This window comes from Methanobacterium bryantii (genome assembly GCF_002287175.1).
Taxonomy (GTDB): Archaea; Methanobacteriota; Methanobacteria; order Methanobacteriales; family Methanobacteriaceae; genus Methanobacterium_D; species Methanobacterium_D bryantii.
Genome location: NZ_LMVM01000023.1, coordinates 234831 through 253827 on the forward strand (window position 1 = coordinate 234831; position 18997 = coordinate 253827).

The window sequence follows — 18997 nt, forward strand, 5'->3', positions numbered from 1 at the left end:
TGATAAATATGCCTGCAATCGATAAATTTGAAAGACCTGTATTTTCACTTAGAATTTCAATAACCAACCGATGCAACGTTAGATGCTTTTACTGCCATCATGATGGTATACTCCCACAGAGCTATGAAATGACTCCTGATGAGATCTACAGAGTTTCAAAAATAGCAGCAGATACTGGGGTTCGAAAAATCAGGCTTTCAGGTGGAGAACCGTTAATAAGAAACGATATTGTTGAAATTGTTGAAAAAATAGCAGCCGTTGGATTTAAAGATACCGCCATAACAACCAATGGAACTCTCCTTGGAAAATATGCCCGCGAGTTGGAAGCTGCTGGCCTTAACCGTGTGAATGTAAGTTTTGATACGCTTAATCCTGAGACTTATAAGTTTATAACTAAAAAAGATTACATTGAAAAAGCCAAAGATGGAATTAAAAAAGCTTCAGAAGCTGGACTATATCCCGTCAAAGTAAACATGGTGGTTATGAAAGGGATAAATGACCATGAAATCTGGGACATGTTCCATTTTTGTAAAGAAAATAATGCAATACTTCAGCTTATAGAACTTTTAAAAGCAGACAATCAATCTAGTTCTAAATTTTTCAGTGAATATCATTTTAAAATGGATGAGCTAGAGGAAGAACTTACTCAAAAAGCAGATGAAGTTAAAACAAGGCAGTTTATGCAGGACAGAAAAAAATATTTCATTGAAGACGGTGAAATCGAAGTTGTAAAACCAATGGACAACACCGAATTCTGCAAAAATTGTACCAGAATTAGGATAACACCTGACGGTAAAATTAAACCATGTTTACTTCGAAACGATAATTTAGTTGATCTAATAGAACCAATGAGACAGGGATATTCTGATGAAGAGCTTAAAAAAATATTTTTAGATGCAGTACAAAATCGAGAACCCTTCTTTAAAGAATGTTCGGGTAACTAATTTAAGTAAGTTCATCTCCAAAAAGTAAATAACCTAATTTTATTACTTATTTAAACAATTAATCAACTTCTGTTTAAATAAATAACACACAAATACACTACTTCTCATTGATTCTATACTTAAAATTAATTTTAAAACACCATGTCTGGAGTATTTTGCAAATATTACTATTTAAATTACGCTCATGTTCACAAAAACGAAGCTTTCAAAAACCGTAGGTTTTTGATGTTTGCGAAGCTTCGCTTCGCAACCGCAAAACAAAGTTTTGCATGCCCCAAAATTCTTCGAATTTTAGGAAATGCAAGCATGCAAAAAATGAAGCATTCGAAAATTCTGTGAATTTTCGATGCATTGAAATCAGAGATTTCAATAGTTTTTTGCGGTTACAAAATCGGAGATTTTGTAAACATTTCTTAACCTTTCGGAAATCATAGATTTCCGATGCCGGAGGAAACTCTGTTTCCTCGGCCGCAAAATTAAAAATTTTGCAGGCATCAAACGCTTTGCGTTTGAATGTCCCAAAAAATTCTATGAATTTTTTGAGGTTGAAGAAAATCTCCTTGAGATTTTCTGAACACTCGAAAATTTTTATATAAATTTTCGGTGTTTGTGAAGCAAGCTTCACAACCGTAAAAACCGAATGTTTTTACATGCCCCGAAATTCTATGAATTTCGAGGGCCCAAAAATCTAGATTTTTGAGGATTTTGAGGGATTTTGTGAACATGAGCGTTAAAAAAAATATTACATTTAAATCAATTTATAGATCATTCCCCCCTTTTGAGATTATCCGGATTAATATCCTGTTTAAATAAAATATTTGAAAACTAAGCTAATTTTATTTATCTTACCTCACAAATAAAACAAATATGAAATCATAAATATTTATAATGCCAAAAAATATACTAGAACATGTGAAACTGGTGTTTTTATGTTGAGGCTCGTAATTGAAGAGATAACGTCACATGTAAAATCCATGGATATCGATGATGATGCTAAAATACTCGTGGAAAAATATTTGCGTGAGGCGTCTAAAGTATTTATATGTGGTTTTGGAGAATCAGAGCTTGTAGGAAAGGCTTTTGCTTCAAGGCTTAGTGAAATCCGCCGGAATGTTTTTGTTATTAGTGAAACTATAGTTCCTGAAATCAATGAAGGGAACATTCTCATAGCTATTTCAGGATCTGGGGAAACGGAACCAACTTTAAGCATTACAAAAAAAGCAGCAGATATTGGTGCAAAAATTATATCCATAACTTCTTTTACTGATTCCCCGCTTGCCCAGATATCCGATGTTGTAATTGAAATACCCGGTAGAATAAAAGCAAAAACTAAAAATTATATAGAAAGAAGAGTATCAGGTGAATATGAGCCATTAACACCTTTCAGTGCCCTATTTGAGATATCAGCAAGGATATATCTTGAAGGCATCATTGCAGAACTTGCAAACAAGGAGGTCAATTTATGAAATCTGTTGGTATAAATGGATATGGAACAATAGGTAAAAGAGTAGCAGATGCTGTTTCTGCCCAGGACGATATGAAAATTGTGGGAGTTACCAAGCGAAGCCCTGATTTTGAAGCCAGAATGGCTGTGGAAAAAGGTTATGATCTATATATAAGTGCTCCTGAAAGAGAAAACTCCTTTGAAGAGGCAGGAATAAAAGTAACTGGAACTGCAGAGGAACTATTCGAGAAACTGGATATAGTTGTTGATTGTACTCCTGAAGGAATTGGAGCTAAAAATAAAGAAGGAACATACGAAAAAATGGGTTTAAAAGCAACATTCCAGGGCGGAGAAAAACACGACCAGATAGGACTTTCATTTAACTCATTTTCAAATTATAAAGACGTAATAGGTAAAGATTATGCAAGAGTTGTATCCTGTAACACCACAGGACTTTGTAGAACCTTAAATCCAATAAACGATTTATGCGGAATTAAAAAAGTAAGGGCAGTTATGGTGAGAAGAGGAGCTGACCCATCACAGGTTAAAAAGGGACCGATCAACGCTATAGTTCCAAACCCGCCAACAGTGCCATCACACCACGGCCCAGATGTCCAGACTGTAATGTACGACCTTAATATAACTACAATGGCATTACTCGTACCTACAACATTAATGCACCAGCACAATCTAATGGTTGAGCTCGAATCATCAGTTAGCATTGATGACATAAAAGACAAACTTAATGAAACCCCAAGAGTATTACTTCTTAAAGCTAAAGAAGGACTTGGTTCAACTGCTGAATTTATGGAATATGCAAAAGAATTAGGGCGTTCAAGGAACGATTTATTTGAAATAGGCGTCTGGGAAGAGTCTTTAAATATCGTTGATGGAGAACTCTATTACATGCAGGCAATTCACCAGGAATCAGATGTAGTTCCTGAAAACGTGGATGCAATAAGGGCCATGCTTGAGATGGAAGATAATCCTTCTAAATCAATCGAAAAGACTAATAAAGCCATGGGAATTCTTTAATATAAAAAATAATTCCCTTACATTTTTATTTTGTGCCCAAAAATCATTGATTTTTCAAGTTTTGTGTTTGCAGCAGATGCATCTACAATTCACAGTTCGCAAAAATCTTTGATTTTAGCGGGGTTTTTATAAACATTTAATTATGAAAACATGCCATAGTAATCCTGTAACTATTGCTTTCTTTTTGAATAGGCATACTATTAGAATAAATTAACTATATTTATAATAAATTAGTTGCTAAATTATTTGATAAATCTTAAAAAGGATATTCTAGACTTACAGTGATATAATGATAAAAGAACTCATAATCTCAATGCGTCCGAAACAGTGGTATAAAAATTTAGTTATATTCATTGGAATTGTTTTTTCTCTAAAGCTTTTAAATTTAAACCTTTGGATTGATGTAATTGCTGCATTTGCAGTTTTTTGTGTGATTTCAGGGTGCTTATACCTAATAAATGATATCATTGATGTTGACAAAGATAAGAATCATCCCAAAAAGCGTAATAGGCCAATTGCATCAGGCAAATTAAAAACACGACACGCATGGTTATCTGCAGTGATTTTACTTATCATAGCTTTTGGAGTTTCATATTTAATTAATATCTGGTTTTTAGCTTCAGCAGTAACCTTTTTCCTGTTAATATTAATTTATTCCCTGTTCCTGAAACAGCTGGCCATAGTAGATATGATGGTAATTTCTGTGGGTTTTGTTATAAGGGCCATTGCAGGATGTGCAGCAGTAGGAGTAATTGTATCGCCATGGCTTATAATTTGCGCATTCCTTCTTGCGTTATTTTTAGCAATTGGAAAACGAAGACATGAACTAGTTGTACTCGGAAAGAATGCTGGAAATCATCGTAAAATCTTAGATGGATACTCAACTGAAATGCTTGATCAGATGATGAATATAACTACCAGTGCTTTAATTATGTCTTATTCCATTTATACTTTCAATACAGGCAAAATATACATAATGATTACCATTCCATTTGCATTTTACGGACTTTTTAGATATATATACATGGTCCATGCTGAAAATTTTGGCGGGGAGCCAGAAATGCTGTTTAAAGACAAAGGAATGTTGCTCAGCATGGTATTATGGGCAGTTTTAGTTATAGCCATACTTTATGGAAGTTCAATATCCCGATTTTTAGGAGTATTTTAATCATGTTGGATAAATTTCATTTAAATCACTACAGTTCCAAAAAAATTGATATCATCATTTCAGCGATTTTAACCCTTTTAATAGTGATAACAAGAATTCCTTTTGTAAGCAAATACTTATACGAATGGGATTCTGTAAATTATGCACTTGGATTTGAGAATTTTGATATTATACATCATCAACCCCACCCTCCAGGTTATATATTTTATATAGGTCTTGGAAGAGTGATAAATACCATATTCAATGACCCAAACACTACAATGATATTTATTAGTATTATGTTTAGTATTATTACAGTCATATTAATTTATTTCCTCGCTAAACAAATGTTTTCAAGACAGTTTGCAATTATAGCAGCATTGCTGCTCGTATTTAATCCATTATTCTGGTACTATGGAGAAATATCTACAATTTATCCAACTCAGGCTTTTCTTGCCACTATTGTTGCTTACTTATCATATCAAGTGTTTAGAGGAAAAGAAAAATTTTTCTATCCTTCCATCATTGCTTTGGGTCTGGCAGGAGGTTTCAGGCAAGATTTAATCATTTATATGTTTCCATTATGGTTCTTTTGTGCATTTTACCACAAAAGAGATCCAAACAGATTATTAAAAGCAATTATAGTGCTAATTCCCTCTGTTCTAGTATGGGTTATTCCAACGATGATATTTTCAGGAAGTATTGAACAGTACTCCCAGGCTTCAAGCACATTATATAAAATAGCGTTCCCTCGATCTTCCATACTCTTTGGATCAACTATTATTAATAAACTCACAGCAGTTGGTTCCTATGTTACATGGTTAGGGCTCGCTTTAACCTATTCAGGGATTATTATAATGGTACTGTTCACCAAATATGTTGGAAAAGGACCAAAGCACGTATTCCGCGAAAATATAAAGGATTACAGAGTTATATTCCTTATACTATGGTTTTTACCTACTTCCATTATGTATCTACTTATACATATAGCTAAACCGGGATACATGCTGGTTTTTATCCCCGTATTGGCCATTGTGTTAGCATATTTTGTTAAAGAACTGTCTTACAGTTTAAGTTCAAGGTTTAAGAAATACAGTCCCAAAAAATGTCTTACAATAGTACTCTCCTTAATCATACTGTTTAATATCGCATATTTTACAGTCCCATACAATATAAATGAAGAAAAACTGTGGGAAACTCCAATAAGTGATTTAGGTAGTTTATCCATACAGGATCAAGTTTTATGGGTATTAGATATGGGATTTATGTCTACTCATGAAAAAATTAACGCTGACGACCAGAGTACTCAAACTTATCTCAATGCCATATCCCATGTACCTGGTTCTAATTCCAGCAATACAATAATAGTTATAGGAGAAATTACCCGTGAGAATGAAGGGTTTAATTGGAGAAAAGCAATGTATTACCTGCCAGATTATCAAGTTTACTACTTAATTGAGGCAGATCATTTTATAACTTCAGAATGGTATGCTAAAAATCACACAAACACATGGTTAGCATCCAATATATTTAAAATTCCAGTTAATAGTTCCACACAAAAAATAATATGGGTAATCAGTAACCAATCCACATATTTCCCCCAGATAACATCACAAATCCCTGTAAAAACTATAAATTTAGCAGATGGCCTAAAATTGTATTATTCTGACATTAATGGGACTCAAATAAAGAATAATGAACTGGTATTTAACGGACCAGAGCAATATTAAACAATTAGGAGCCTAAAATGAAATACGATCTTCACTCTCATTCAAAATATTCTTCAGATGGAATTCTTGATCCCAAAAAGATCATTAAAGTTGCCATTAAAAAAGGCCTAGATGGTATTGCAGTTACGGATCATAATACCATAAAAGGAGGATTAGAAGCAAAGAAATACGAAACAGATGATTTTAAAGTTATAATCGGTTCAGAGGTTATGACAACTAAAGGAGAAGTGATTGGGTTATTTTTATCTGAAGAAATAAAATCTAAGGATTTTTATGATGTTATAAGTGAAATTAAAGCTCAAAATGGCATAGTAGTCCTTCCTCACCCCTTTGACGAATGGAGATATGCTTCATTTCCTGCCAAAGAGGACGTTAAATATATTGATAACATTGAAATATTCAATTCACGCTGTGTTAAAAAGAAATATAATGATAATGCCAGTAAATTTGCAGAAAAATATAAATTAGGGGCAACTGGGGGGAGTGATGCTCATTTTGCAAATGAAATTGGGCATGCAGGTATAATAGTAGAAACAGATGACATTTATGAAGCTATCTTAAAAAATAATTTACATGTATTTGGTAAAACATCGACCAATTTGAATCATGTTTTTACAAAGATGTTAAAGACATGGAAAAAACATTTCTAATAACATTTAGAAAACATTACAACGAAATAATTACAGTGTGTTTCTAACAACAATCAGGTGCTGAAGTATGGAAAATAACAAAGTTTGGCTGGTTATCCTATTTGCAGTTGTTGTTTACCTTATAATGGGTATATACGCAGATTTTGGAAGCCTGTTAACTGCAATTGAAAAATTTAACTGGATATTTATTCCATTAATGCTCATCTTAGTCTTGATAGCGTATCTTGTCCGTTTTTTAAAGTGGAGTCTTTTTTTAAAAAGTGCAGGCGTCCGCTTAAAACTTAAAGATAATTTATTTGTATTCTTCAGCGGGATGGGAATGATCATAACTCCTGCCAAAGTAGGAGAAATATGGAAAGGATGGTTAATAAGGGACATAAACGGCGAAAAACTAAGTAAAACCGTTCCAGTTGTGATTACTGATAGAGTCACAGATGTAATTGGATTAGTTATACTTTCATTGCTTGGAATTTTTTATTATAAAAATGGAATCTATATTTTAATAGTTTTACTTTTAATGTTTGTAGGATTCTTCATAGCTTTAAAATCCGAAAAGATTTCAGGTAAAATAATTTCTATACTCGAAAAAAGAGCAGGAAAATATTCTAAAGACATTAAAACCATGCATACTACATTTTTAAAGCTGATGAGCCCCAAAAATATGGTTGGATTATCATTTTTAAGTGCTTTTGCATGGTTTTTTGAGTGCCTTGCACTTTACTTCGTAATTATAGGATTTGGGCAATCTCTTAACGTGATCTTATCCACATTTGTATTTAGTTTTGCATCATTAGTTGGTGCAATCAGCATGATTCCAGGAGGCCTTGGAGTTGCAGAAGCCACACTTTCAGGGATGCTACAGTATTTTGGATTGACATCAGTAGATTCTGTAGGTGCAGCCATGATAATACGGTTTGGAACCTTCTGGTTTGGAGCAGTTTTAGGGTTTTCAGTACATTTCATCTTTAAAAAGAGGATCATGGGAAAATAAATATAAATAGTTAAATTATGAATAAAAATTATTATGAAACTTAAGTTCTCCAGCATATCAAAGTATTTACTATTTATAATCGCTGTTGCTGTGCTATGGATAACTATACTCATATTATTTAGAGAATCCATCACTATAAATCAAGGAATTTTCACATACGTACTTGATGATCCTTATATTCACATGGCAATGGCCAAAAATCTAATTTTACATGGCGTGTGGGGCGTAGATAAATATGGTTTTACATCTTCTTCATCGTCACCCCTATGGATAATAGTGTTATCTCTGGCCTATTTTTTGTTTGGAGTAAATTTATTTATTCCTTTCATATTAAATATCATATTCGCCACAATTTTTATTTTTATAGCTTATTCCATATTTAGATATTATAAACTGCAGCCAGCGTACAACCTGATTTTTTTGCTGTTTTTAATATTTTTTACCCCAATTCCGGCGTTAGCATTTACAGGCATGGAACACGTCCTGCAAATATTACTTATTGTTTCATTTGCTTTTATCGGAGTCCAAATGCTTTGTGAATATAAAGCAAACAATTTAAAGTACATAATGCTTCTGATATTGGCAGCCCTGGTTGTTGCAGTCCGCTATGAAGATTTAATTATGGTTTTAATTATTGCAGCTATATTTTTTATTAAAAGAGAGTTCTGGAAGTCTTTATCAATACTTGGTGCAAGTATGGTCCCAGTATTTGCATACGGAATATATTCTACCATGAATGGATGGTTCTTCCTCCCCAATTCACTTATAACTAAAACCATTTTTGTGGAGTCTAAAACTCAGGCTTTCTCATTAAATGGCATATTCCTGCTCGTGAATAATTTTTTAAATATTCAAAATTTATTTATATTTATTCCATTGATTTTAGCCGTTGGACTATTGGTTTTCCGTTTCAGGGAAAAGAAGATTTTATGGAACTCTCCAAATATTCTACTTACCCTATTTATAGGCACGGCTACATTACACATGATTGCAGCAAGAACAGGCTGGTTCTACCGTTATGAAGCGTATCTTATAGCTTTAGGGATTCTGACAATTGCAATTGGTATAAGTGAATACTTGCCTGCAGTTCCAAAATGGGATAAAAAATTGATTTCTAAAAATTTAACATTAATCATCATAATATTTGTGTTATTCGTCTCCCTCGCAGGAAGAGGGTATTGCTCCTTTAATGAGGTCCCTAAAGCCACCCATAACATCTACGATCAACAGTATCAGATGGGCCTGTTTATACAGAAGTATTATAAAGGAGATGCAGTTTCTTTAAATGATGTAGGTGCAGTAAATTATGTTACAGATATCAAATCGGTAGATCTACTGGGATTAAGTGGGTTAAACGTTTCTAAAGAAATTTTAAAGGAAAACTACACTATAAAAAATATTGATAATATTACGCGTCAAAACCATGTTAAAGTAATTATAGTCTATGAAGATTTATATAGAAAATATTTAACAGGAGGAATACCTTCTGATTGGATTAAAGTAGGGCAGTGGAAAATCACCAATAGAATAACCTGTTTTATGGACACCGTTTCTTTTTATGCAATTGATCCCAAAGATGCAGAAAATTTAACTAAAAATTTAAAGGAATTTTCTTCCCAATTACCTCCAGACGTTCAACAAAGCGGGAATTATATGGATAAAGACTAAAAATATAATTTAACCTAAAACTATAAATTAGTATACAATTGGGAAAAAGATATAGACAATAAAAACTGAAGTGAATAACATGTCAAAAGTCGCTTTACTTAAAACATCACCAGAAACAGTAATTGATGATTATTACAAATTAATGCATCTTACAGATTATGAAAAATCATTATCAAAACATGATAAAACAGTTTTAAAACTCAACCTTTCATGGACACTTTACTACCCTGCATGTTCAACTCCTCCATGGCAGCTAGAAGGAGTTCTGAATGCACTGAAAAAAGATGAGTATAAAGATATTGTGGCTGTAGAGAACCAGACTGTGGTAACTCATCCATGGAAAGGGGCATATTACAACAAATGGTTACCTCTCTTAAAGGAGAATGAAATAAATTTTCAACCATTAACAGACGTAGAGTGGGAGACCCATAAACCTAAATCAGAAATGCTTGCAATGAACGACATATTCGGCGAAGTGTTAGTCCCAAAAATGTTCTACGGTTCTAATGTGATTCATTTCCCAACAGTAAAAACCCACGGCCACACCACAACTACCGGAGCTATGAAAAATGCTTTCGGCGGTTTAATTCCTAAATACAGGCACCATGCCCATAAAAAGATACATGAAGTCCTTGTTGATCTACTGGCGATCCAAAAAGAAATCCATAAAGGAATCTTCTCAGTAATGGATGGAGGAGTTTGCGGAAATGGTGCAGGCCCAAGAACCATGGAACCTTACTGCGGAAATATCATCCTTGCCAGTGAAGATCAGGTTGCAATCGATGCCCTTGCAGCTAAAATCATGGGTTTCGACCCACTAAAGATAGATTACATCAAAACAGCCCATGATATGGGCCTTGGAACTGGTGATGTGGATCAAATTGAGATAGTAGGAATGGATAAGGGAGATCTAAAAAATCTAAACTTCAAATTTGAAACAAGCAGGAGCCCAGTTGTAAAGTGGGATCAAAGGATAAGAAAAAGCACCATGAACATTAAATGGTTACACCATCTATTATTCAACTCACCAATATTTAAAACGTTTATTTTCGCGTCTGAATTCTACCATGACAAACTCTGGTACCCAACAACAGGAAAAAAGAAAATAAATGAATACAAAAAAACAAACTGGGGACAATTATTTGATAAATATCCATACGGAGATTTTCCAGAGTATACAGAAATCAAAAACTGGGACCCCTATTAATACCCCAGTTAATTTATATATTTCTTTAACGCTCAAGCCCAGAATGTTGTGTAAATATTATCACTTCACTCGTGTGTCTGGTTAAGTAAATCGTATTTTTTTAAGATAAATCCAATATAATCAATTAAAACTACAATTTAACATAAAGTATAACTCACGCACAGGATCATAAACATGAGCGTTCTTTAAAATCTATTTTTGAGTCATATTTACTATTATTTAAAGTTTTATCCCCAATGCATATCAATTCCAAAAAGCTCACACGTAATCCACTTAAATAATCATTGGTTGTTATACTGCCCATATGAGCATATTTACTTGTCTAAAACATGTTAAAGTTTTAAAGGTTATCTTTTTAGTCAAAAAATGACAATAATGATTATGGATCTTTACGATTTCGAAAAGCCAGAAAACACTGGAACAAAAATTGAAGGACAACCAAAAATAAATAAAATTAATGTTAAATCTATCCTCAATAAACATAAAAAGAGAGATTCATGGTTTTTAAGTGATTATACCCTAAATCCGTACTATGGATGCTCAGTTAACTGCCTTTACTGTTACATCCGCGGGAGCCACTACGGGGGAAATATCACCCATAAAACATCTGCCAAAGCAAATGCTCCAGATGTCCTGGTAAAACAGCTTAAAAAAAGGGCAAAAAATAAAGAGTATGGGTTAATAGCCCTAGCAACGTCCAGTGAAGCTTATCCACAGATCGAAGAAGAATTGAAATTAACAAGATCTATTCTCCAGATAATAAACAGGTTTAAATTCCCTGTTAGTATTTTAACCAAATCCACTCTTGTTTTAAGAGATATTGATATTTTAAAGAAGATCAATGAAAATGCCATTTTACCTGCTGACTTAAAACCTAAATTAAAAGGAGGGGCCATAATATCTTTTTCTTTCTCCACCCCTGATGAAAAACTGGCCAGAATATTTGAACCTAATGCTCCAACACCTAAAGAAAGGCTTAAAACCATGAAAAAGTTTAAAGACGAAGGTTTTAAGGTGGGAGTATGTTACATACCGGTCCTGCCATTTTTGTCTGATTCAGATAAGCAAATAGAGAAAATGATAGTAATGGCTAAAAACTACGGGGCAGATTCAATTTTAACTGCAGGACTTACCTTATTTGGAGAAGAATCTAATGATTGTAAGACAGTTTATTATAAAATAATTGAAAGGAATTTCCCTGAAATTTTAGAAAAAACAAAGCGTCTATTTGGGAACAACTTTTATCCTACTTCAAAATATCAAAAAGACCTCGCTGAAAGGGCAGACAAAATATGTAAAAGATATGAGATTAAAAATAGAATTTAAACAGAATAATTAGTGAATAACCTAACTTTTTAAACTTATAATTTTTAGATTTGATTAAATTTACCTCTTTTAGATACATCCACAAATTTTAGTCAAAAATATTTAGTTATTTACAAAATAAGATTTACATATGCTACCAATGGAAGTGATTAAATGAAACCAGACATAAGATTCGGCCCTGCAGGGAGACCAATGGGATACAAAGGTAAAACTACACAAGTTTGCGATTATATTAAAAAAGTAGGGCTCGATGCTTTTGAGTATCAAGCTACTTACGGAGTTAAGATTTCAAAACAGTCTGCACTTGAACTTGGCGAAAATGCGGCCAAAAATGATATTTTGGTTTCAATGCATGGACCTTACTACATCAATTTATGCTCACAAAAAGAGGATACAATCAAAAAATCGGTTGAAAGATTAGTTCAGTCTGCAAAAGCAGGAGAATGGATGAATTCATACAGAACAGTTTTTCACATGGGGTTTTATACAAAATATTCTCCAGAGGAGGCCATGAAAAAATGTAAAGATGCTATTTCTGAACTCTTAGAAAAAGTGGAAGCGCTTGGAATTAACAATTATACATTTGCGCCAGAAACTACTGGCAAAAAGTCGCAGTTTGGATCACTTGAGGAGCTGATAGAAATATGCAGGTCTTTTGATAATTTTACCCCAACAGTAGACTTTGCACACATGCATGCACGGTCTGGAGGAATTATTAAAACTAAAGAGGATTATGCAAAGATATTTGATAAAATAGAAAATGAACTGGGCTTAAAATCACTTCACTGTCATTTTACAAAGATAGAATACACAGATGCCGGTGAGAAAAAACATCATATACTCTCTGATTCAAACTTTGGGCCTCCCCTTACCCCCTTACTTGAATTAATTTCAGAAAATGGATTTAATGTCACTTTAATATGTGAAACTCCTTACCTGGATATTGATGCATTGGAAATGAAAAAAGAATACAGCAGTATTTTGAGGGGATAAAATAGAGCAAATGTCAACCAATAATTCTGCACGGCACCAAAAATAAAGCCATTTTTCATTTTTTTTATGCCCATAGGTTTATATACCATCTGAAGCTAAAGTTTTTATTCCTAATCATACATACCATACTATAAAGATGTATAAAATTAAACCAACTTACGAATTTTTATATACAAGAAACTTGATTTTTAACATTATATTTAACGCTGGAAGGTGTATTAGTGAAATTTAACAATGTAGCGCCTGATTCATATATAGTAGAGAAAAAAGTGCCGACAAGTCAAAACGGGCCTAAAAAAGAAGCCAAAGTTGTTGTCCTGCAGTCAGTTGGCTATCCATTCCTATGTAATCTGGTTGAAAGCCCAAAGATAGAGATAGTTAATAAAGAACTTTTTGAACTCTATGCAAGGGAACAATGGGAAGGTTATGAAGTTTGCGAAGGCTCTTTTCTCTTTGATCAAAAACTATTACCTGATTACGCATTTAAAATAATAAAAGCTCATCCAAATAATTCCAAAATAACTGAAAATACTTCAATATTCCTTATGGAAAATGAAGAAAACGAGGAAATCAAAAAAATAGAAACCAACGTTAAAATGGATGATGTAATTGGCCAGGAACGTGCCAAAACAAAATGTAAGATAATAATGAAATATATACAAGAGCCAGAGAAATTTAAAGAATGGGCTCCTCGAAACGTTCTTTTCTATGGACAGCCTGGGACAGGGAAAACAATGCTTGCAAAATCCCTTTCCAACGAACTCAAAGTTCCATTATTCCTTATAAAAGCTACAAGGCTTATAGGAGAGCATGTTGGAGATGGTGCAAGGCAAATACACGAGCTATTTGAAGCTGCATCCCAATCAGCCCCTTCAGTTATATTTATAGATGAAATGGACGCCATTGGACTTGATAGGAAATACCAATCCCTTCGAGGAGACGTTTCAGAAGTTGTGAATGCATTACTTACCGAAATGGATGGAATAGACCAGAATTACGGCGTAGTGACCATAGGTGCAACAAACAATCCACATCTGCTTGACTTTGCAATAAGAAGCCGTTTTGAAGAGGAAATAGAATTTGAGATCCCGGATAAAGACCAGAGACAGAGCATGCTTGAAAACTATATAAAAACCATGCCTGTTGAAATGAAAGTAGACATTAAAAGGCTGGCAAATATCAGTAAAGGCATGTCTGGAAGGGACATAAAAGAGAGGTTATTAAAAACGGCACTTCACAAAGCAATTTCTGAGGATACTGATTTTGTAACATGGGATCATGTAGAATATGCCTTGAACTTATATAAAACTGAGAAAAACGAACCAAAACACATGTTCGCTTAATTAAATAAAATTTAAAGAATGTTTTTAACATATAAACATTCTAATTTTCCTTATTTTTAAATAAATATTCTCATATTTTATCTCAGGCATCCTAAAATTCAACTAGAAAATCCAAATATTGATAAACATAATCATATCATATTGGATACAGTGTAATCAAGGATGTTCAATCATGAGAATGCGTGAAATACTAGTAAATTCAGCAAAATATCCCTTATTAAATTTAAAATCACTTTTTTCATTGGGTTTTTTAATTTTAATTGGCAGTTTTTTGTTGAGCAGATATTTTGATTCTAACCAGCTTTTCGGATACAAATTAGGTATCACAGGCACGATAATTATTATTTTACTGAGTTTTTTGTTATTGGCTATTACAACTATATTAGAATCAGGTTACACTTTCAAAATTATCGAAAAAAGTTTAACTGGGGCTAAAAAGCCTCCCAAATTAAATAATTTCATCTCTATGTTTAAACATGGGATTAATGAAATAGTTATAGCAATTATATATTTTTTAATACCGCTCATTATTTTCATTGTGATTTTAGATGCAGTATTTACTCAAATAAACTTTGGACTACCATCATTTCCTGAAAATATCATAATTATGCTTATAATCCTTTTAGCATTCTTATTATTCATTTTTGATGTATTATTTACTGTAGCAATACCCCATATGGCCTTTAAAGGAGGTTCATTCATAGAAGCATTTAAATTGATTGAAATATCTAGAAAAATTAAACAAATAGGCTTGAAAAGACTATTAGTCGAGTATATAATTGTAATTTTAGGATTAGTGGCAGTTGGATGGCCAATACTGCAAGAAATAATAGAATCCGCAAATATATTTGGTTTTGTGATTGCAGAACTCATAATTGCCCCTTATATCTTGATATTCTATGCAAGATTTACTGCACTTATCTACAGATCCCATTCTTCTTAGATATACATTAATTTCAATATTTCTCCTTGTTTCTACGCAGATGATTTAATTGAAGATCTAGATAAAGCACTTTCAAGAGCTTAACAAGTTCAAACAGTAAAAATTAAAACACTTTTAATTTTTCTTAATTTACTTTTTATATGTAGAATTCCAAATATAAGCCCACTAACAAATTTAAATTGTTCTTTTAATTTAAAATCCAGAACAAATTTTAAATTTCATAGATATCTTGATTTAAGTGAAAAAAACAATCAATCATTATATAGATTAATTTCTTTAAATTAATAGTAATTTTGATTAAAGCCCATGAACTAGTTATTATTGCAAAATAAAGATTATGAAAATGAATATTCAATTATAACAAATTATTTTTAAAACTGGAGGAATTTTAATGGATTATGATCTTATAATTGTAAGATATGGGGAAATCGGTGTTAAAAGCCCTAAAGTAAGGCGCAGGTTTGAAAACAAGCTCATATCTAACATAAAACGCAAACTAAAATGCGAAATAGATATAAACCAGGGCAGGATATTTCTATATCCTGAAAATTTTAATGATGCACGCGAAGTATTGAGTAAAACAATAGGCATAGTATCATTCAGCCCCGCAGTATCTACAGAAACTGATTTTGACATTATTGAGGAAACTGTTAACAAATATGTAAAAAATTTAATATCTGAAGGTTCTTTCTCCCCAGAAAACTCATTTGCAATAAGATGCAGAAGAGTGGGAACACATGAATTTTCAAGCCATGAAATGGCAGGATTCTGCGGTTCAGTAGTAGTTAAAGCTACAGGTGCGCCTGTTGATTTAAGTAATCCAGATTTAGCACTCTTTGTGGAAGTTAGAGATAATAAAACTTACGTCTACCACGAAAAGATTCAAGGAATAGGCGGCCTTCCTATTGGAACCCAGGGCAAAGTTATTGCACTTTTATCCGGAGGTATTGATTCTCCAGTTGCAGCATTTTTAATGATGAAAAGGGGTGTTGAAGTTATAGCGCTCCATTTCAACAACTATCCCTACACTGGAAAATCCAATGAAAAAGTACTTAAAATTGTTGACAAGCTCAATGAATACTCGCCAACACCTATTAAATTTTACGAAGCAGGATACGGAGAATACCTCAAAAAATGCATTGAAGACGCACCTATCCGTTTAACATGCGTCCTGTGTAAAAGCGGTATGTACAGAATCGCTGAAGAAATCGCTGAAAAAGAAGGTGCCCTTGCAATCGTTGATGGGAGCAGCTTAGGGCAGGTGGCATCACAGACCCTGCCAAACATACTTGCAACAAGGTATCCAACCAGCATGCCTGTTTTAAGCCCTCTAATTGGGCTGGATAAGATCGAAATTGAAGAGATAGGGAAAAAAATAGGCACACTTGATATTTCTATACTTCCAGCGCCGGAATGTACAGCAGTTCCACAGTACCCTGAGACAAATGCAAAACTGGATAAAGTTTTAGAGGTACTTGATGAAATTAACTTTGATGCGGAAGTTAAAAAAGTTGTTTCTTCTATTAAAGATAGGGAATCTTAATAATAAACTATTAAATTCGCTATAAAATTTATTTCTTTTTTTACAATATTACTGATTTAAATCACTCCAATCACCTATTCTGGAGCTAAAACCTTATCACAATACTTATATGTAACGATTGTTATATAACTATTGTTAAGAAAAAATGGGGATATTAAAAATGGAAATATTTGCAAAAATATCTGAAAAAGATGTAACAAAGGCGATCGTAGAAGGATTTGCCGAAGAATTTATAGACTACATTGAAAGTGACGTAATCATCGTTGGTGCGGGCCCAAGCGGGCTTGTAGCTGCTAAAAAACTTGCAGAAAGCGGCGTTAAAACACTCTTAATTGAAAGCAATAATTATTTAGGCGGAGGTTTCTGGATAGGTGGTTACCTCATGAACAAGCTGACTGTAAGGGCACCCGGCCAAAAAATCTTTGATGAAATAGGAGTGCCATACAAAGAAGTAAAAGAAGGGCTGTTCGTTGCAGATGGGCCCCACGCATGTTCTAAATTAATAGCAAGTGCAATGGACGCAGGAGCTAAAGTAATTAACATGACCAAATTCGATGATGTTGTTGTTCGTGAAGGCCGTGTCAGCGGTACCGTTATAAACTGGACACCAGTTTCTGCACTTCCAAGGGCAATAACCTGTGTTGACCCTGTTGCAGTAGAATCAAAGATCGTAATAGACGCAACTGGACACGATGCAGTGGTTGTAAAATCCTTAGAAAAAAGGGGACTTGTAGATATAGCTGGATTTGAGGGCATGTGGGTTGAAAAATCAGAAGATGCAGTTGTTGAAAACACCAAAGAAGTCTACCCTGGACTATATGTAACTGGTATGTCTGTTGCAGCCACCTTCGGTCAGCCAAGAATGGGCCCTACCTTCGGAGGAATGCTTCTATCAGGTGAAAAAGTTGCTGAATTGATTATAGAAAAACTAAAAGGTAATGAAAGCTCCAAAACAAGTGAAACTGCAGCTATCAGCAAATGAATTGGATATAAGATGGCCTAATGCCATTTAACTTTTTTTAAATCGTATAAATCAAATATAAAATCTTATTTTTACAACAAATCTGGTTGATATTATGGCAGGCAGAATTATAGCAGTTTGCACAAGTGAAAAGAAACAGACGAAGAAAATAAATGTTGGAGATGCATGTCTTAAGGAGGACTACGGTATTGCTGGTGATGCTCACAGCAGCAGCGATACACACAGGCAGATCAGCTTACTTGCAGTTGAAAGTATCAATAAAATGAGAGACATTGGGTTGAATGTGAATCCTGGAGATTTTGCTGAAAACTTAACTACTGAAGGAATCAATCTTGTGTCGTTACCCGTAGGTACAACCATATCTGTAGGGGAAAAAGTAGTTCTTGAGATAACTCAAATTGGTAAAGAATGCCATACCCGCTGCGCTATTTATTATCAAGCTGGCGACTGCGTAATGCCAAAAGAAGGTATTTTTGCAAGGGTATTAACTGGAGGAAGGGTCAAAATAATGGATAAAATAGAAATAATTTAAATCCCTCAAACATGAAACATTCAAAAACCGAAGGTTTTTGAAATATTTTGTAAACATTTTCAAGTGAAGGAAAAGTTTTCTATTTGCCACAGGAGCAAATATCCTTACATCTATCTCCAGGTTTCTTTTCTCCCATCTTTTCCTTGTAATTATCAATTGCGGCGTGTAATGCATCTGCAGCAAGGTTTGAGCAGTGCATCTTAACTGGTGGAAGACCTTCAAGCTCATCTGCAACATCATTTCTTGTAATTGCCAGGGCTTCTTCGATTGTTTTTCCTACTGCCATTTCAGTTATCATACTGCTTGTTGCAATAGCTGCCCCGCAACCGAATGTTTTGAATTTAACATCTTCAATGACATTGTCTTTAACTTTAATATAAATAGTCATTAAATCTCCGCAAGTAGGGTTTCCTACGGTTCCAACACCATCTGCATCTTCTATTTCACCAACATTTCTTGGATTTTGAAAATGGTCCATTACCTTATCACTATACATACAATCAACCTCTACACCTAAAT

17 protein-coding genes are annotated in these 18997 nt (G+C 33.6%); 16 read left to right on the top strand and 1 reads right to left on the bottom strand.

Annotated features, from left to right (window positions below; genetic code table 11):
• Nucleotides 1-8 precede the first annotated feature (8 nt).
• The 16 genes from moaA to ASJ80_RS09780 all read left to right on the top strand — a co-directional run bounded on the left by moaA (nucleotide 9) and on the right by ASJ80_RS09780 (nucleotide 18478).
• The gene (gene moaA, locus ASJ80_RS09700; RefSeq protein WP_069585260.1) at nucleotides 9-944 is read left to right on the top strand and encodes a GTP 3',8-cyclase MoaA; all 936 of its coding nucleotides are present in this window, start codon (nucleotides 9-11) and stop codon (nucleotides 942-944) included.
• A gap of 929 nt (nucleotides 945-1873) precedes the next feature.
• Nucleotides 1874-2410 (top strand): SIS domain-containing protein, encoded by a 537-nt coding sequence (locus tag ASJ80_RS09710; protein WP_069582704.1) that lies wholly within the window; start codon nucleotides 1874-1876, stop codon nucleotides 2408-2410.
• Nucleotides 2407-3423, top strand: a complete 1017-nt coding sequence (locus ASJ80_RS09715) for a phosphorylating glyceraldehyde-3-phosphate dehydrogenase (RefSeq protein WP_069582705.1) — start codon at nucleotides 2407-2409, stop codon at nucleotides 3421-3423. The genes ASJ80_RS09710 and ASJ80_RS09715 overlap by 4 nt, the downstream gene beginning before the upstream one ends.
• Before the next feature lie 289 nt (nucleotides 3424-3712).
• Nucleotides 3713-4591 carry a decaprenyl-phosphate phosphoribosyltransferase gene (locus ASJ80_RS09720; protein WP_069582706.1) on the top strand — a complete coding sequence of 293 codons (879 nt, stop codon included), beginning with the start codon at nucleotides 3713-3715 and terminating at the stop codon, nucleotides 4589-4591.
• Between the two features lie 2 nt (nucleotides 4592-4593).
• Nucleotides 4594-6300 (top strand): ArnT family glycosyltransferase, encoded by a 1707-nt coding sequence (locus ASJ80_RS09725; protein ID WP_069582707.1) that lies wholly within the window; start codon nucleotides 4594-4596, stop codon nucleotides 6298-6300.
• Nucleotides 6301-6317: 17 nt separating this feature from the next.
• A complete protein-coding gene (locus tag ASJ80_RS09730) occupies nucleotides 6318-6950 on the top strand; it encodes a PHP domain-containing protein (protein WP_069582708.1) in 633 nt (210 codons plus the stop codon).
• Between the two features lie 67 nt (nucleotides 6951-7017).
• On the top strand, nucleotides 7018-7941 hold the full coding sequence (locus ASJ80_RS09735) for a lysylphosphatidylglycerol synthase transmembrane domain-containing protein (RefSeq protein ID WP_069582709.1): 924 nt from the start codon (nucleotides 7018-7020) through the stop codon (nucleotides 7939-7941).
• A 33-nt stretch (nucleotides 7942-7974) separates the two neighbouring features.
• Nucleotides 7975-9609, top strand: coding sequence for a hypothetical protein (locus ASJ80_RS09740; protein ID WP_141705147.1), 1635 nt, complete (start codon nucleotides 7975-7977; stop codon nucleotides 9607-9609).
• A 79-nt stretch (nucleotides 9610-9688) separates the two neighbouring features.
• Nucleotides 9689-10816: a DUF362 domain-containing protein gene (locus ASJ80_RS09745; RefSeq protein ID WP_069582711.1), complete on the top strand. Its 1128-nt coding sequence runs from the start codon at nucleotides 9689-9691 to the stop codon at nucleotides 10814-10816.
• Between the two features lie 381 nt (nucleotides 10817-11197).
• Nucleotides 11198-12142, top strand: coding sequence for an SPL family radical SAM protein (locus tag ASJ80_RS09750; protein WP_083240866.1), 945 nt, complete (start codon nucleotides 11198-11200; stop codon nucleotides 12140-12142).
• A 153-nt stretch (nucleotides 12143-12295) separates the two neighbouring features.
• Complete coding sequence (locus ASJ80_RS09755; RefSeq protein WP_069582712.1) at nucleotides 12296-13135, top strand: TIM barrel protein; 840 nt, start codon at nucleotides 12296-12298, stop codon at nucleotides 13133-13135.
• A gap of 221 nt (nucleotides 13136-13356) precedes the next feature.
• Complete coding sequence (locus ASJ80_RS09760) at nucleotides 13357-14478, top strand: AAA family ATPase (RefSeq protein ID WP_069582713.1); 1122 nt, start codon at nucleotides 13357-13359, stop codon at nucleotides 14476-14478.
• 172 nt (nucleotides 14479-14650) lie between these two features.
• Entirely contained in the window at nucleotides 14651-15421 is a 771-nt protein-coding gene (locus ASJ80_RS09765) for a DUF4013 domain-containing protein (protein ID WP_069582714.1), read from the top strand.
• A gap of 391 nt (nucleotides 15422-15812) precedes the next feature.
• Complete coding sequence (thiI, locus tag ASJ80_RS09770) at nucleotides 15813-16964, top strand: tRNA uracil 4-sulfurtransferase ThiI (protein ID WP_069582715.1); 1152 nt, start codon at nucleotides 15813-15815, stop codon at nucleotides 16962-16964.
• 160 nt (nucleotides 16965-17124) lie between these two features.
• Complete coding sequence (locus tag ASJ80_RS09775) at nucleotides 17125-17946, top strand: sulfide-dependent adenosine diphosphate thiazole synthase (protein ID WP_083240853.1); 822 nt, start codon at nucleotides 17125-17127, stop codon at nucleotides 17944-17946.
• A 94-nt stretch (nucleotides 17947-18040) separates the two neighbouring features.
• Nucleotides 18041-18478, top strand: coding sequence for an MOSC domain-containing protein (locus tag ASJ80_RS09780; protein ID WP_069582717.1), 438 nt, complete (start codon nucleotides 18041-18043; stop codon nucleotides 18476-18478).
• A 79-nt stretch (nucleotides 18479-18557) separates the two neighbouring features.
• Here the strand turns inward: ASJ80_RS09780 and nifU are convergent, their stop codons facing one another.
• Entirely contained in the window at nucleotides 18558-18974 is a 417-nt protein-coding gene (nifU, locus tag ASJ80_RS09785; protein WP_069582718.1) for a Fe-S cluster assembly scaffold protein NifU, read from the bottom strand.
• Nucleotides 18975-18997: the final 23 nt, after the last annotated feature.